Genomic DNA, 15,746 nt, shown 5'->3' on the forward strand with positions numbered 1-15,746 from the left:
CGCAAAAGGATGAATTCGGTCGCAAATATTTGACAGCGCTCGACCGAGCAGCGTTAAGCCCGCGCGCATGGCCGAAGAACCAGCGCAACACCGGATCGCCAAATTGCTCGCGCGCGCGGGCGTCGCCTCGCGGCGCGATGTCGAGCGCATGATCGGCGACGGCCGGGTCGCCTTGAACGGCACGGTGATCGACACGCCCGCGACGCTGCTCGCGACCCTGGACGGCGTCACCGTCGATGGCACGCCGGTCGCCGCGCCGGAGCCGACGCGGCTGTTCCTGTTCCATAAGCCCGCGGGTTACCTGACCGCGGCGCGCGATCCGGCCGGTCGACCGACGATCTATGACCGATTGCCCGCTGACCTGCCCCGGCTGGTCCCCGTCGGGCGGCTGGATTTGAACACCGAGGGCCTGCTGCTGCTCACCACCGACGGCGAGTTCAAGCGCCAGCTCGAACTGCCCTCCACTGGCGTGGAACGGGCCTATCGCGCGCGCGCCTATGGTGACGTGACGCAGGCGCAGCTCGAGGCGCTGATCGACGGCGTCGAGGTCGAGGGCGTGCGCTACGGCAGCATCGACGCCAATCTGGAACGCCGCACCGGGGCGAACGTGTGGGTGGAGATGATCCTGACCGAGGGCAAGAACCGCGAGGTTCGGCGCGTGCTCGAATATCTCGGTTTACAGGTCAGCCGCCTGATCCGCACGCGTTACGGGCCTTTCGTCCTAGGCGACCTGCCGGTCGGGGGGATCGGCGAGGTCCGCGTGGCCGACCTCGTCGCGTTCCGGCAGTCGCTGAAGGCGGGCAGCCGTGGCAAGCCGGCGAACGAGACGACGATCTCCGCGCCGGCGCTCGGCCGATCGGCGCCACGCCGGGCGACGACGCCGGCGCGATCACGCGACAAGGAAGCCGGCGGCAATGCGTATGATCCCGCGGCGACGGATCGGCGGGGGAGCGCCACTGAACCCGATCGACGCCTGCGCCGTGCTGCCGTCGCGTCGCCCCAGCGCAGCCAGCAGGCGGATCGCCGACCGTTCCGTCCCCGCGACGACGATGCTGCGGGCGCGCGCGGCCTCGACAACGGACAGGATCAACGGCGCGGTAGGACGGCCCCGCGCGTCGTCACACGAACGAACGGCGACGTACCGCGTCAGTCCACCGCTGGCCATCGCCGCGATGAGCGGGAGGCGGGAACGCGCGGCGTGATTGCCCGCGTGAGCCGCGCCGAGGTGCGCCAGCAGAGCCAATCGCCCCAGGCTGGTCGTCAGGGCCGATCAGACAAGCCAGCGCCTGAAGCGGAGCCCGGCGCCACCCGCCCGGTCAAGCTGCAACGCAAACCCGGCTGGGCAAAGCCCAAGCCAAAGGCCGGCCCGCGCTCCGGAAAGCCGCGCAAGTGAGGATCATCGCAGGAGAATGGCGCGGTCGCACGCTCGTCGCGCCGAAGGGCGACACCACGCGCCCGACCGCGGACCGAACCCGCGAAGCGTTGTTCTCGATGCTCGCGAGCAGGGTCGGCAACTTCGACGGACTGAACGTCGCCGATCTGTTTGCCGGATCGGGTGCGCTGGGGCTGGAGGCACTGTCGCGCGGCGCGGCAACTTGTCTGTTCGTCGAGCAGGATCGTGCCGCGCTCGACGCGTTGCGGGCGAATGTGGCCACCTTCGGTGTCGGACCGCGCGCGACGATACGGGCGGGATCGGTGCTCGCGCTCGGCCCCGCGCCCGCGCCGCTCGATGTCGTGATGATGGATCCGCCTTACGCGTCGGGCGCGGGCGCGGTCGCGGCGGACAAGCTCGCGCGGCTCGGCTGGATCGGCCCGGCGACGTGGCTGACGATCGAGACGGGACGGGGCGAGCCCGTCGTGCTCACGGGCTTCGTGGTCGACGCGGAGCGGCAATATGGCCGCGCGCGATTGACGATCCTGCGCCGGGGCTGATCTAGAGGCTAGGCGAAGCCCCGGGCCGGCTGCGCGTCTCCCCCATCACCAACAGCGCCGCGAGGCTGAGGAGCGACAGCGCGGCGAGATATCCGCCCACCAGCAGCAGCCCGCCGCGCGCGACCAACGACTGCGCCACGACGGGTGTCAGCCCACCGCCGATGATGCCGGCCATGTTGAACGACAAACTCACCCCGGAGTAGCGCACGCGCGCCGGAAACAGGCCGGGCAGCCACGCGCCGAGTGGGCCGTAGACGAAGCCCATCACGAACAGCGCGAAGGCGAGGCTCGCGAACATCGCGGGCACCGATCCCGAGCCGAGCCCGGGCACCAGCACGAACCCCGCGATCACCGCGCCGACGCAGCCCCAGGCAAGGACATGCCCCGGCGTCGTCCGATCCGCCCAGATGCCCGATAAGGCGATGCCCGCCGCCATGAACAGGATCGCGGCGAGTTGCAGACCGAGGAACACCTGCGTGTTTACGCCGAGGATCTTGGTCGCGTAGCCGAGCGCGAAGGCGGTGGCGATGTAATAGACCGCGAAACACGCGACCGCGCCGAGCGTGCCGCCGAGCGCGCGTCGCCAATGGAGACGCAGCAATTCCCCCATCGGAACCGATGGCGGCGGCCCTTCCTCCATCATCGCGGCGAAGGCGGGCGTTTCGCTGATCTTCAAACGAACCCACAGTCCCAGGCCGACGAGGACGACCGACAGGAGGAACGGGACGCGCCACCCCCAAGCGAGGAATTGCGCCGGGGTCATGATCAGACCGAGGATGAGGAACAGCCCATTGGCAGCGATGAAGCCGACGGGCGCACCCAATTGGGGCACCATGCCGTAGCGACCGCGCCTGCCCGGCGGGGCATTCTCGACCGCGAGCAACGCCGCCCCGCCCCATTCGCCTCCCAGGCCGAAGCCCTGCCCGAACCGAAGCAGGCACAAGAGGATCGGCGCGAACACGCCGACGCTGGCGTAGGTCGGAAGAAACGCGATCAGCAGTGTCGAGCCGCCCATCAGCATCAGGCTTGCCACCAGGGTCGATTTGCGCCCGATCCGGTCGCCGTAGTGGCCGAACGCCCAGGCGCCGACCGGGCGCGCGAAGAACGCGACCGCGAGGCTCGCGTAGGAGGCGAGCAGCTGGACCGAGGGATTGCCGACTGGAAAGAACAACGGCCCGAACACTAGCGAGGCCGCCGTCGCGTAGATGTAAAAGTCGTAGAACTCGACCGACGTCCCGACGAGGCTGGCGAGCAGGATGCGTTTGTGGGAGGCGGGCTGCGTCATGCCGCGTCATCGGGCAGCGCGCGCGCCCACGTCAACGCGCAACATGTCGCGTCGGTCACCAAATCGCGCTTGCCTGCAACATCGGCGCAACACATCAGCGCTACGTCTGGTGATGCGGCGCTTTTCTCCCCTGTTGGGCGCCGCGCGGATCGGGCATCCCCCCTCGTCCGATCCCTTCCCTGAACTACGGGGCGGTTCAATACGAGCCGCCCCGGATTTTAGGGGCGATGGCGTCCTAGTGGGATTGTCTTAGAAGGCGCCGCTCTCGACGAGCTGCAGCAGCAGCCAATAGAGCATCCCCGACAGCAGCATCGCGACGGGCAGCGTCATGATCCAGGCGGCCGCGAGCTGGATCAGCGTGCGGCGCTGCAGCCCCATCCCGCTCGCCACCGACGCGCCGGCGACGCCCGAGGACAGGATATGCGTGGTCGACACCGGCAGACCGAAGCGATCCGCCGCCAGAATGGTGCCTGCCGCCACCAGCTCGGCCGAGGCGCCCATGCCGTAGGTCATGTGCTGCTTGCCGATCTTTTCGCCAACGGTGACGACGATCCGTTTCCAGCCGATCATGGTGCCGAGACCGAGCGCCAGCGCGACCGCTACCCTGACCCATAACGGGATGTAGCGCGTGCCCGCCTCCAGCCGCGACTGATAGTCCTTGAGTTTTCCGGCATCGCCTTCCGTGAAGCCGCGCTTGTCCGCGTCCTTCGCGATCATCCGCGTCGCGTCGAGGACGAGGTACATGTCGTTGCGCAGATTGGGCGTCGCCTCGGCGGGGACGCGATTGAGCGAGCCGTAGCCGGCGACGCGGTCGGCGACGTCGCGCGACACCGCGATCGCGGCGCCATAGGCGGCGGGGGTGTCGACCGTGCGACGCGACAGCGCATCGACCAGGATCGGGCGCGCGCGCTCCAAGGGAATGACGGTGGCGCCGTGGCCCGCCAGGACGCGCGACGCGCTGCTCGCACTGGCGAAAAAGGCGGGCGTCTCGCTCGCCGGCAGCGTGCGGTTGAGCGCGTAGGCGGTCGGCGCGCAGCCGATCAGGATCAGCATGATCAGCCCCATGCCCTTCTGCCCGTCGTTCGACCCGTGGCTGAACGAGACCGCGGTGCAGGTGAACACGAGCAGTGCGCGAATGCCGCGCGGCGGCGGGGCGTCACCCTCGGGGGAGTTCATCATGACCGGGTTGCGCGCCACGGCGCGCAGGACCAGCAGCATCAGCGCGGCCGCGACGAAACCGATCACCGGCGCCATCAACAGGCCCGACAGCACCTTGGTCGCCTGGCTCCAGTCGACGCCCGACGTCCCGCCGGGTCCGCGGTGCAGCAATTGATTGGCGAGCCCGACGCCCAGGACCGATCCGATCAGCGTGTGGCTGGAGGAATTGGGCAGACCGACGTACCAGGTCGCGAGGTTCCAGATGACCGCAGCCAGCAGCAGCGCGAAGATCATCGCGAACCCCGCGCCCGAGCCGACGTTCAGGATGAGGTCGACCGGCAGCAGTGTGACGATCGAGTAGGCGACCGCCCCCGACGACAGCATGACGCCGAGGAAATTGAAGAACCCCGACCACATGACCGCGAGGTTCGCGGGCATGGAATTGGTGTAGATCACCGTCGCGACCGCGTTCGCGGTATCGTGGAAGCCGTTAACGAACTCGAAACCCAGCGCGATCAGCAAGGCGAGCCCGAGGAACAGGAACACACTGGTCGCCAGTTGCTCGCCGACCTGCTGGGTGTCGAGGAACACGCTAACGCCCGCGTAGGCGAAGCCGGCGACGACCAGCGCCGCGAAGACCAGACGCGCGATCGGGTGAGCCGGTCGGTCGAGATCCACTGCGCGCGAAGGCGGCGTGGACTCGGGTGCGGCGACGACGGTGCTTGCCATAGGACATTGCTCCTGTTCCTTCGCCATGACGGTTTGATGACACCGCGGGGGGCGAGAGGGACGCGTCGCGAACGGATCACATGGCCGCAGGATGCGTCGGCGTTGGTGCACGAACCCCGACCGGCATCCCTCGCCTATCGACGCGTTCCACGTTCGTTCTCACGGATTGCGCCGCGCGTCTCGCCTGCCTACGTGGACCCGGTGAACGATATCCAGACGACCGAGCCCCCCTATCTCTCCGGCCTCAACGCGCCGCAGCGCGACGCGGTGCTGACGACCGATGGCTCCGTGCTGGTCCTGGCGGGCGCGGGCACCGGCAAGACCGCGGCGCTCACCGCGCGGCTAGCGCATCTGCTCTACACCCGCCGCGCGTGGCCGTCGGAGATCCTGTCGGTCACCTTCACTAACAAGGCCGCGCGCGAGATGCGCGAGCGCGTCGGGCGGCTTGTCGGCGACGCGGTCGAGGGGATGCCGTGGCTCGGGACGTTCCACGCGATCGGCGCGAAGATGCTGCGCCGTCATGCCGAGCTGGTCGGGCTAAAATCCAATTTCACCATCCTCGATACCGACGATCAGCTTCGCCTGCTCAAGCAGTTGATCGTCGCCGCCGACATCGACGAGAAACGCTTTCCCGCGCGCAGCCTCGCGGGATTGATCGACGAATGGAAGAATAAGGGGCTGACGCCGCGCGAGATCGACGCGGGTGAGAGCGAGCGATACGCCAACGGGCGCGGCGGCGAATTGTACGAGCAGTATCAAACACGGTTGAAGGCGGTGAACGCCTGCGACTTCGGCGACCTGCTGCTCCACGTCCTGACCATTTTGAAGAGCAATCGCGAGGTGCTGGAGCAATATCAGCAGCGCTTCCGCTACATCATGGTGGACGAATATCAGGACACCAACTCGGTTCAGTACCTCTGGCTGCGCCTCCTCGCGCAAGAGCGCCGCAACATCTGCTGCGTCGGTGACGACGACCAGTCGATCTACTCGTGGCGTGGCGCGCAGGTCGAGAATATCCTGAAGTTCGAGAAAGACTTTCCGGGCGCCAAGGTGATCCGGCTCGAACAGAATTACCGCTCCACGCCGCATATCCTCGGCGCCGCATCGGGCGTGATCGCCAACAACGGCGGGCGACTCGGCAAGCAGCTCTGGACCGAACTCGACGCGGGCGAGAAGGTGCGCGTCATCGGCGTGTGGGATGGCCCCGAGGAGGCGCGCCGCGTCTCCGACGAGGTCGAGTCGTACCAGCGTGCCGGCAAGTCCCTCGACGACGTCGCCATCCTCGTGCGCGCGCAGCACCAGACGCGCGAGTTCGAAGACCGCTTCATCTCGGTCGGCCTGCCTTACCGCATCGTCGGCGGTTTCCGATTCTACGAGCGCGCCGAGATCCGCGACGCGCTCGCCTACCTGCGCATCGTCAACCAGCCCGCCGACGACCTCGCGTTCGAGCGGATCGTCAACGTGCCCAAGCGTGGGCTGGGCGACAAGGCGGTGGCAAAGCTCCATCAGCTGGCGCGCGCCGAGGGGTTGCCGCTAAGCCTCGCCGCCGCACGCATTCTCGACAGCGACGAGCTGACCCCGCAGGCGCGCAAGTCGCTGGGACGCTTCGTCGGCGACGTCGCACGCTGGCGCGACATGGCGCGCGATCTGCCGCACCCCGAACTCGCCCGGCAATTGCTCGACGAGAGCGGCTATACCGCGATGCTACAGGCCGAGAAGACGACCGAGGCCGCGGGGCGGCTGGAGAACCTGTCCGAGCTTGTCCGCGCGATGGAGGAATATGAGAACCTCGGCGCGTTTCTCGAACACGTCAGCCTCGTCATGGACAATGAGGCGACGCGCGAGGACCCCAAGATCACGATCATGACGATCCACGCCGCCAAAGGGCTGGAATATGACACCGTCTTCCTCGTCGGCTGGGAGGAAGGGTTGTTCCCGTCGCAGCGCGCGCTTGACGAAGGCGGGACGCGCAGCCTCGAGGAGGAGCGCCGGCTCGCCTATGTCGCGATCACACGCGCGCGACGCCGAGCGGTGATCTTCCACGCCGCCAATCGCCGCATCTACGGCCAGTGGACGAGTTCGATCCCGTCGCGTTTCGTGGGCGAATTGCCCAAGGATCATATCGACATCGAGACGACGATGTCGGGCGGCGAGAGCCTGTGGCGCGCGAACTGGACCGAGCGCGCCGATCCGTTCGCCGACGTGTCGCGTGGCACCGGGCGCGGCCCCGGCTGGCAACGCGCCGCAGGGACGCTCGGCGCGAAGCCTGGCGGCGATTGGACGAGCCGCACCTTTACCCGCGAACCGGCGCGCGTGGTCGAGAGCCGGGCGAGTGCGGTCAGCATCGGCAACAAGGGCCGCAGCGACCTCTCGCTAGGCCAGCGCGTGTTTCACCAGAAGTTCGGCTACGGCGCGATCGCCGAGATCGAGGGCAACAAGCTGGAGATCGATTTCGAGCAGGCGGGGCGCAAGCGGGTGATGGATAGCTTCGTCTCGATCACCTGAGCCGCTTCTGTCGGCATGATGCCGCTTCGGGCTTTATTTCGAGTGCACGCATCCCGTCGCGCCCCGTCCACGTTGTGCGCGACGGAGGTACCGCAATGTCCGAAACTGCCGAGAAGTCCGATCCCGAATTGTGGGAGACGGTGAAGGACGAGATTACCGCGGGCGCGAAGGGCGGCAAGAAGGGGCAATGGTCCGCGCGCAAGGCGCAGATGGCAGTACAGGAATATAAGAAGCGCGGCGGCGGCTACGTCGGCGAGCAGGATGAACACAACTCGCTTCACGAATGGACCGAGGAGGAATGGGGCACCAAGTCGGGCAAGGATAGCGGCAAGACCGGCGAGCGCTACCTGCCCAAGAAAGCGCGCGAGAAGCTGAGCGACGACGAATACAGCCGTACAACGGCGAAGAAGCGCGCCGACACCGAGAAGGGCAAGCAATTCTCCGCTCAGCCGAAGGACGTCGCGAACAAGACGCGGCCGGCGCGCGACCACCGCAGCAAGGCGGACCTCTACGCCGAGGCGAAGAAGCGCGACATTCCGGGACGCTCGACGATGTCGAAGGACGAGCTGATCAGCGCGCTTGCTTGAGGGGCAGAGCACCGCTCGCCCATAGCGCCCACCAGATGATCAGTGGCTGAAGCGCGAGCCGCGGCGCGTGATACCAGAGCGGCAGCCCGGTGCCGTGCGACAGATTCTGGACCGCGTGCTGGACATTCGCGGGCCAGACGCACAGCGCATAGATGGCGAGTGCCCAGCCAGCAGCCCGCCGCCATCGCCGGCTGACGAGCGCGGCGGCGCCGACGAGCTCGCAAATCCCGGTCGCCAGAACGACCGCGCGCGGCTGGGGTACCCAGGCGGGGACGATCCGCACCATTGCCTGCGTGAAATAGAGATGGCCGACGCCGGCCAAAGCGTAGAAGGCGATGAGGAGCAATCGCCCGGCGCGCCGTGCCGTCGTCTCGCTCACTGCTCAATCGCGAGCAGGGTCACTCCGTCGTATTTGGCATCCTTGGCATCGAACAACTCGCTCGCGGCGAAGCGCCGCGGGGTTACGCGCAGACCGGTCAGGCCGGTCAGCTTGAACGCGCCGATCTTCGCCTCGCGTGGCGGTTGACCGTCGCGTTCGAGCGTCAGCGCGTCGAGGTAGATCTCGCCGTGCTTGGTGTACACGATGTGCGGCGCGAGCGTCACCGAACCGCGGTTGTAGCTTGCCGCGATCGCCTGCTGCTTCACGATGGCTTCGAACACGAGCGGCATCGTGTCGGGGACGGCCGCGGCGGGGCGATCCTCACTGATGGTCAACGTCATTCACCTATCATAACCGCATTCGCTGCGGTGCAGCAAGAACGTGGGACGACGCGGCCGGTTTCCACCGCTCGTCGCACCCCCCAGATCATTTCGTCGCCGCTGGCTCCATCAGCTTCTGCGCGAAATAGGTCATCTGCAGCGCGTTGAGGCGCGCCCCCTGCTCGATGTCGGCGTCACCCGAGTGGCCGCCGGCGGTATCCTCGTAAAACAGGTACGGCAGCCCGTATTCCTTCATTCGCGCGGCGAACTTGCGCGCGTGCTGGGGGCCGACGCGGTCGTCCTTGGTCGTCGTCCAGATGTACGGCTCGGGATAGGTCACCCCGTGCTTGAGGTTCTGATAGGGGGAGATCCTCTCGAGGAACGCGCGTTCCTCGGGCACGCTGACCGAGCCATATTCGTCGACCCATGACGCGCCCGCCGCGATCTGCTCGTACCGGATCATGTCGAGCAGCGGCACCTGGATCGTCACCGCCTTCCACATATCGGGGTGCTGATTGAACTCGACCCCCATCAGCAGCCCGCCGTTCGAGCCACCGTAGATGCCGAGCTTGGCGGGGCTGGTCAGCCGCCGCGCGAACAGATCACGCGCGACCGCGGCGAAGTCGTCGTAGATGATCTGACGCTTGGTCTTGCGTCCCGCGTCGTGCCACGCCGGGCCGAATTCACCGCCGCCTCGGATGTTAGCAAGCACGTAGGCGCCACCGCGCTCGAGCCACAACTTGCCGGTCAGCGCGGCGTAGCTGGGCGTCATCGATGCCTGGAATCCGCCGTAAGCGGTCATCAGCGTCGGCGTGCTGCCGTCGAGCGGCGCATTCCGGGCGTGGACGACGAAATACGGGATTTTCGTCCCGTCGGTCGACACCGCCTCGAATTGTTCGGACACCAGCCCGGACGCGTCAAAGCGCGCGGGCAACGCCTTTACCTGCTGAGGCGCAGTGGTGCCGTTCGTCGACACCGACCACAAGGTCGTTGGCGAAAGGAAACTGGTCACAGTCAGATAGGCGTCATCGGTATGATCGGTCGCGCTCGCGACGCCGACCGACGCATTGTCGGGCAAGGCGAGCTGGCGCTGAGTCCACCCGCGCGCGCCGTGGGTGAAGATGATCGCGCGGCCGCGGACGTTGTCGTACACACTGGCGATCACGTGACCGCGCGTCGTGGTGACGCGGTCGACCGACTGGCGCGCGGTGGGTGCGAAGACGAGCTGCGGCGTGAAACGGCCCTTCACCACCTCACCGAGCGGGGCCGAGGCGATGGCGCCTGCGGGGATCGAGCCCCAGGGATCGCTCGTCTCGAAGATGACTTGCCCGTCGACCATGCCGCTTGCGAACGTGCGGGCGGGTACGTCAAGCTTCACCAGCTTGCCGTCATGCTCGACCAACGTTTCGCCGCCAAAGAAGGTCGGACGCCGCTGCACCATGACGACGCGGTTGCCCGACCCGTCCTCCATCACCATGCCGTAGGTGCCGAGCTGGTCTTCGGGCTTGCCGCGGTAGATTTCCTCGGCCTGCGAGAGCGGCTGGCCACGCTTCACGCGTTTGACAACGAAGGGGTAGCCCGAGCCGGTCATCGTACCCGGACCCCAATCGCGCGAGACGATCAGCGTGTCGGCGTCGATCCAGTCGGCGCCCTGCTTCGAGGTCGGCAGATTGAAGCCGTTCGGGACGAACGCACCGGTTTCCAGATCGAACTCGCGATAGGTCACCGCGTCCTCGCCGCCCTCCGACAGCGCCACCAGGCAGCGGCGCTCGTCCGGTTCGAGGCAGGTCAGCCCTTTCCACACCCATTTCTTGTTCTCGGCGCGGCTGAGCGCGTCGAGGTCAAGCGCGATCGTCCAGGCCGGCTCGCTCGCGGCATAGCCTTGCCTGGTCGTCCAGCGCAGCACACCCTGCGGATGATCGGCGTCGCGCCAGAAATTGTAGATGCGGCCGTGCAGTTGCATCGGCATCGCGATCCGGTCCTTCGCCGACGCGATCGCCAGCGCCTCGGCGTAGAATTGCTTGTAACGCGGATCGTTCTGCAGCCGCGGCAGCGTGCGCGCATTTTCCGCCGCTACCCAGGCGAGCGGCTTCGCCCCGTCCTTGTCTTCCAGCCAGATGTAGGGATCGTCATTCTGGACGGCGGGGGTCGAGGCGGGCGTGGCCGCGGCAGGTTTCGTCATCGGCTTGTTGTGGGTGGTCGCCTGGGCGGCCGCAACCATCGCGAGGGAAAGCAGGATCATTCGGTGCTCCGTACAGCTTGGCACCGTTGTGGCGCTGCGGCATTGGCAAGGCAATGGAGCGCCACCCCCCTGCCCCCGATCAGCCCGACGGCCTGCCGACACCCCGGCGCTTCGCCGCGATCGCGGCGCTGTGCTTCGGGACCGCGCTGGTCATCATCGACGGCGGCGTCGCGAACGTCGCCTTGCCGACGATCGCGCGTGACCTGGGGGTTTCCTCTAGCTCGGTCGTCTCGATCGTCACCGTCTACCAGCTGTTGCTCGTCATGCTGATGCTGCCGTTCGCGGGGCTGGGCGAGCGGATCGGGCTGAAGCGCATGTACCAGCTCGGGCAGCTGATCTTCACCATCGCGACCTTGCTGTGCTTTTTCGCGAAAAGCCTGCCGTTCCTGCTGGTCGTGCGCGCGGCGCAGGCGATCGGCGCGGCGGGCGCGCTGGCGGTGGCGAGCGCGCTGATCCGCCAGACCTATCCGGCGAAGCAACTGGGCCGCGGGCTCGGCATCAATTCGGTGATCGTGTCGAGTTCGGCTGCGGCGGCGCCGACGATCGGTGGCCTCGTGCTCGCGGTGGCGCCATGGCCGTGGGTGTTCGCGAGCGCGATCCCGTTCGCACTCGGCTCGCTCGTGCTCGGGCGCGCGTTGCCCAACCCGCCACCGCGCGACCGCCATTTTGATCTTGCCGGTGCGGTGATGTGCGCGGCGATGTTTGGTCTGGTGATCGGCGGGCTGGAAAGTGCGGTCCACGGCGACAGTCCGGTGGTGTCGGGCGCGATCGTGCTGCTGGGTATCGTCGTCGGCGTCTATTTCGTCCGGCGTGAGCGCGGGGCGGAGAGCCCGATCCTGCCGATCGACCTGCTCGGCCGCCCCGTGATCGCGCTGTCGGCGATCGGTGCATTCACCGCCTTCACCGCGTCGATGACATTGCTGCTGTCGACACCGTTCCGGCTGACTCACGCTTATGGCTTTTCGGCGGCGGAAGTCGGCGCGGCGATCGCGCCGTGGCCGCTGACCAACATGATCGTCGCGCCGCTCGCCGGCTGGTTGTCCGACCGCGTGCCCGCGGGGCTGCTCGGCGGGATCGGCATGGCGATCTCGATCACCGCGCTCGCACTCCTCGCCTACATGCCCGCCGATCCGAGCTATTTCGACATTGCGTGGCGCATGGCGCTGTGCGGATCGGGGTTCGGCACGTTCTTGCCGCCCAACGCGCGCCTGATCATCGGATCGGCCCCGCGCGAGCGTGCGGCGGCGGCAGGCGGACTGGTCAGCACGGTGCGGCTGGTTGGGCAGACGACCGGGGCGACGCTCGTCGCGGCGCTGCTGGCGTTCGGCGTCGGCGCGAGCAGCACGCCGCCGCTGGTCGCCGCAGGATTGGCGCTGGTTGCGGGGCTGTGCAGCCTGGCGCGGCTCCGCCCGTCGATTCGCAATCCGCAACGCAGCGAGACGCAGGACGTCCAGCCCGCCTCACCGGTGCGCTGACCTCAGCCGCCGCGCGCCGCGATCCAGGCTAGCCAGAGCCAGCCGGCGATCAGCAAGGTGCCCCCGATCGGCGTGATCGCGCCGAACCAGCGCGGCGCACCCACTGCCATCAGGTAGAGCGTGCCCGCGAAGATCGCGCTGCCCGCGACGAAGAGCCAGCCGGGTCCGCGCGCGTCGAGCCGCATTGCGACCAGCGCGGCGACCGCGTGAATAAGCTGGTATTGCCCGCCGGTCTTAAGCCACTCGGCCGCCTCACCGCTTGCGCCATGCGCGCCGAAGGCACCCGCACCGACCGCGAGCGCGCCGGACAGCGCGGCGAGAAGCATCAGCAGGTTCATGTCGCCGCTCCGGTGCCTGGATTGATCGCGGTCGTATCCCGCTCGGTCTGCGTGATGATCCGCTCGCGCGCGGCGCGGATGTCGCCTGCCTCGATCTGCAACCGCAACCGCTCACGGTCGCGCGAGCGGTACATGTCCTCGGCGCGGTCGATCTGCTCGGTCGAGATGTGGAGGCCCTGCATCGCGAGGCGCGCCATCTTCACCGCCGACTCGAGCACTTCGCGCACGACGTAGCGCGCCGGGCCGTTCTTGAGCTTGATCAGCGCACGCCGGTCGAACGCGCGGACGTACACCGCCGCGTTGGGGAATGCCTCGTGCACGCTTTCGAGCCAGCCGGCATCGATCTGATCACCGTCGATGCAGAAGAGGATCAGCTCGGCCTCGGACGCGCCCGCCTGCCGCAACAGATCGAGCCGGGTGCCGTCGCCGAAATAGACCTTCGCACCGAACTCCGCGGCGACGTCGATCATCTCGATGTCGCTGTCGATCAGCGTGACAGGTACTCCGCTCGCCATCAGCATCTGTGCAACCGTCTGCCCGAAGCGGCCGTAACCGACGATCAACGCATTGGCGCCGTCGGCCTTTGGCCCGTCGCGCTCGCCGTGCGAATCGATCGGGGCCTCGCGGAACGCGCGCGTCGCCATCATCAGGAACGGCGTCGTCGCCATCGACAGCGTGATCACCGCGCCGAACAGGCTCGCCGCCTCCGGCGCGATCAGCAGGCCGGACTGTGCCTGCCCGAGCAGGACAAAGCCGAACTCGCCGCCCTGGCTGAGAAGCAGGCCGAGCCCGAGTGCGGGCCGCCACGGCATGCGAAACGCGCGCCCGATGATGAAGATGACCGAGGCCTTGGTGACGATCAGCGCCGCCGCCATGCCGGCGACGAAGAGCGGTCGCTCGGCAATCGCCGACAGGTCTAACATCATGCCAACCGCGAGGAAGAACAGCCCGAGCAGGATCGAGCGGAACGGTTCGACATCGGCCTCCAGCTCGTGTCGATAGGGGCTGTCGGCGAGCATGACGCCCGCGACGAACGCGCCGAGCGCGGTCGACAAGCCGAGCAGCTCCATCAGCGCGGCCGACGCAATGACCGTGAACAGCGCGGCGAAGACGAACATTTCGCGCTCGCCTAGATTGCCGATCCAGCGGAACAGCGGCGCGAGCACGAAACGCCCGGCCGCGATCAACCCCGCGACCGCGAGCACGGTGTAGAGCGCGAGCAGCCACCCCGACGGTCCGCCGACCTGCGCCGAGTTGCGGCTCATCGCGGCGATGATCGTGATCATCGGGATGATCGACAGGTCCTGGAACAGCAGGATCGAGAAGGCGCGTTCGCCGAACGGCGTGCGCAAGCGCCCGGCCGATTGCAGCATCGGTAGCACCTGCGCGGTCGACGACAAGGCGAGCGGCATGCCGAGCGCGAGAGCGGCGGGCACGGAGAATTGCGCGACCAGCGCTAAGATCGCAGTGATCGCCGCCCCGCAGGCAAGCACCTGGAGCGTGCCGAGCGCGAAGATGTCTTCTTTCAACCGCCACAATTTCGCCGGGCTGAGTTCGAGCCCGACGATGAACAGCAGCATCGTGATGCCGAGTTCGGCGAATCCGAGCTTCGCCTCCGCGTCGCCGACGAGGCCGAGCACGTGCGGACCGACCACCGCGCCCGCGACAAGGTAACCGAGCGTCGCGCCGAGCCCCAAGCGACGGAACAGCAGAACGAAGGCGAGCGCGAAGCCGAGAAGGATGAACCCGTCGCGCAGCAGCGAACCGTCGGCGGCGTGCTCCATCAACGCGCCGCCCGCGCGGCCGCCAGATCGGCGGCCTCCGCGGCGGCTTCGAAGGCGAGCCGGATCGAGGGATGACGCGCGGTGAGTTTGAGGCCGGGGGTGAAGATGTCGATCCCCGGCCACGCAGGGACGGTACCGCTTCCCGCCAGCCAAGCGGTCAGCTCGTCGCGCGCGGTCGCGAGCTCGGCCGGGGTCCGTCCGATCGCGTGCCGGGCGAGGAGCGTGGAGGACGCCTGCCCGAGCAGACAGGCGCGAACGACGGTACCCAACCGGGCGACGCGACCTTCGTCATCCAATTCAACGTCGACGGTGACGCGGCTGCCGCAGATCGGCGACCGTTTCTCCACCGACGCAGCGCCGTCGGGCAGGCGGGCGGGAAAGGGATTGCCGAGCGCGAGCGCGGAAATCTCGGGCGTGTAAAGGTCGAGGCTCACGGCGTATCAGTTCCGTTATCTTGCGGGACACGCTGCCAGCGCGGCGCGAACAGCGGTTTGCCGCGACGGCGGCGGTCGACCACGTCGGCGATCGACGCGCTGGTCGCGCTCAACAGCGGGTAGGTGCGCGCCTGATTGATCCACGCCGGTCGCCGCGCCGGCCCCCCGCCGAGAAGGTCGAGCACCAGCACGATCAGCAGAAAGGCGAGGCTGGCGAAGATCAGGCCTTTCAACGCGCCGAACCCGAAGCCAAGCGCGCGATCGATCGGCCCGAGTATCGACGTGCGCGTCCGTGCGCTGACCGCGTTTACGACGATACGGCTGAGCAGATACGTACCCCCGGTCAGGATCGCGAAGGCGAGCACGGTCGCGCCGGACGCCGTGCCGATCGTGGGCGCGAGCGCGCGCGACAGCGGCAGGTGGAAAATCTTGAGCGCAAAGATCATCGCGACCCAGGCGAACAGCGCCAGCACCTCCGCCACAAAGCCGCGCTTGGCACCGAGCAGCGCGGTCGCGGCGACGAGCAACAGGACGACGATGTCGAGGGCGTGCAGGTTCATTGCGCCCTAGATACGGAT

At 67.8% G+C, this 15,746-nt stretch carries 14 protein-coding genes; 5 read left to right on the forward strand and 9 right to left on the reverse strand.

Annotated elements, in window-relative coordinates; genetic code table 11:
- The first annotated feature begins 103 nt into the window (after positions 1-103).
- Positions 104-1,393 (forward strand): pseudouridine synthase, encoded by a 1,290-nt coding sequence (locus tag KZ810_RS09050; protein WP_308461522.1) that lies wholly within the window; start codon positions 104-106, stop codon positions 1,391-1,393.
- Entirely contained in the window at positions 1,390-1,932 is a 543-nt protein-coding gene (rsmD, locus tag KZ810_RS09055) for a 16S rRNA (guanine(966)-N(2))-methyltransferase RsmD (protein WP_308461523.1), read from the forward strand. Before KZ810_RS09050 ends, rsmD begins: the two co-directional genes overlap by 4 nt.
- 1 nt (position 1,933) lies before the next feature.
- On the opposite strand, the gene KZ810_RS09060 is transcribed toward rsmD, so the two are convergent.
- A complete protein-coding gene (locus tag KZ810_RS09060; protein ID WP_219768767.1) occupies positions 1,934-3,217 on the reverse strand; it encodes an MFS transporter in 1,284 nt (427 codons plus the stop codon).
- Positions 3,218-3,466: 249 nt separating this feature from the next.
- Positions 3,467-5,104 (reverse strand): inorganic phosphate transporter, encoded by a 1,638-nt coding sequence (locus tag KZ810_RS09065; protein WP_219768768.1) that lies wholly within the window; start codon positions 5,102-5,104, stop codon positions 3,467-3,469.
- A gap of 201 nt (positions 5,105-5,305) precedes the next feature.
- Between KZ810_RS09065 and KZ810_RS09070 the strand changes: the two genes are divergently transcribed.
- Positions 5,306-7,609 carry an ATP-dependent helicase gene (locus tag KZ810_RS09070; protein ID WP_219768769.1) on the forward strand — a complete coding sequence of 768 codons (2,304 nt, stop codon included), beginning with the start codon at positions 5,306-5,308 and terminating at the stop codon, positions 7,607-7,609.
- Positions 7,610-7,704: 95 nt separating this feature from the next.
- Positions 7,705-8,196, forward strand: coding sequence for a hypothetical protein (locus KZ810_RS09075; RefSeq protein ID WP_219768770.1), 492 nt, complete (start codon positions 7,705-7,707; stop codon positions 8,194-8,196).
- On the opposite strand, the gene KZ810_RS09080 is transcribed toward KZ810_RS09075, so the two are convergent.
- From KZ810_RS09080 to KZ810_RS09090, 3 genes are all read right to left on the reverse strand, one after another.
- Entirely contained in the window at positions 8,180-8,575 is a 396-nt protein-coding gene (locus tag KZ810_RS09080) for a DoxX family protein (RefSeq protein WP_219768771.1), read from the reverse strand. The genes KZ810_RS09075 and KZ810_RS09080 overlap by 17 nt on opposite strands.
- Positions 8,572-8,916 (reverse strand): hypothetical protein, encoded by a 345-nt coding sequence (locus KZ810_RS09085; RefSeq protein ID WP_219768772.1) that lies wholly within the window; start codon positions 8,914-8,916, stop codon positions 8,572-8,574. The genes KZ810_RS09080 and KZ810_RS09085 overlap by 4 nt, the downstream gene beginning before the upstream one ends.
- Positions 8,917-9,001: 85 nt before the next feature.
- Positions 9,002-11,137, reverse strand: coding sequence for a prolyl oligopeptidase family serine peptidase (locus KZ810_RS09090; RefSeq protein ID WP_373369148.1), 2,136 nt, complete (start codon positions 11,135-11,137; stop codon positions 9,002-9,004).
- A gap of 53 nt (positions 11,138-11,190) precedes the next feature.
- On the opposite strand from KZ810_RS09090, the gene KZ810_RS09095 reads away from it, so the two are divergent.
- On the forward strand, positions 11,191-12,612 hold the full coding sequence (locus tag KZ810_RS09095; RefSeq protein WP_219768773.1) for an MFS transporter: 1,422 nt from the start codon (positions 11,191-11,193) through the stop codon (positions 12,610-12,612).
- Positions 12,613-12,614: 2 nt separating this feature from the next.
- Here the strand turns inward: KZ810_RS09095 and KZ810_RS09100 are convergent, their stop codons facing one another.
- The 4 genes from KZ810_RS09100 to KZ810_RS09115 are packed head-to-tail and all read right to left on the reverse strand — an operon-like array spanning position 12,615 to position 15,728.
- Complete coding sequence (locus KZ810_RS09100) at positions 12,615-12,950, reverse strand: DUF423 domain-containing protein (protein WP_219768774.1); 336 nt, start codon at positions 12,948-12,950, stop codon at positions 12,615-12,617.
- Positions 12,947-14,734 (reverse strand): cation:proton antiporter domain-containing protein, encoded by a 1,788-nt coding sequence (locus tag KZ810_RS09105; protein WP_219768775.1) that lies wholly within the window; start codon positions 14,732-14,734, stop codon positions 12,947-12,949. Before KZ810_RS09105 ends, KZ810_RS09100 begins: the two co-directional genes overlap by 4 nt.
- Positions 14,734-15,168: an iron-sulfur cluster assembly scaffold protein gene (locus KZ810_RS09110; protein ID WP_219768776.1), complete on the reverse strand. Its 435-nt coding sequence runs from the start codon at positions 15,166-15,168 to the stop codon at positions 14,734-14,736. Before KZ810_RS09110 ends, KZ810_RS09105 begins: the two co-directional genes overlap by 1 nt.
- On the reverse strand, positions 15,165-15,728 hold the full coding sequence (locus tag KZ810_RS09115; protein WP_219768777.1) for a CvpA family protein: 564 nt from the start codon (positions 15,726-15,728) through the stop codon (positions 15,165-15,167). Before KZ810_RS09115 ends, KZ810_RS09110 begins: the two co-directional genes overlap by 4 nt.
- Positions 15,729-15,746 lie beyond the last annotated feature (18 nt).

Source organism: Sphingomonas citricola (assembly GCF_019429535.1).
GTDB lineage: Bacteria > Pseudomonadota > Alphaproteobacteria > Sphingomonadales > Sphingomonadaceae > Sphingomonas > Sphingomonas citricola.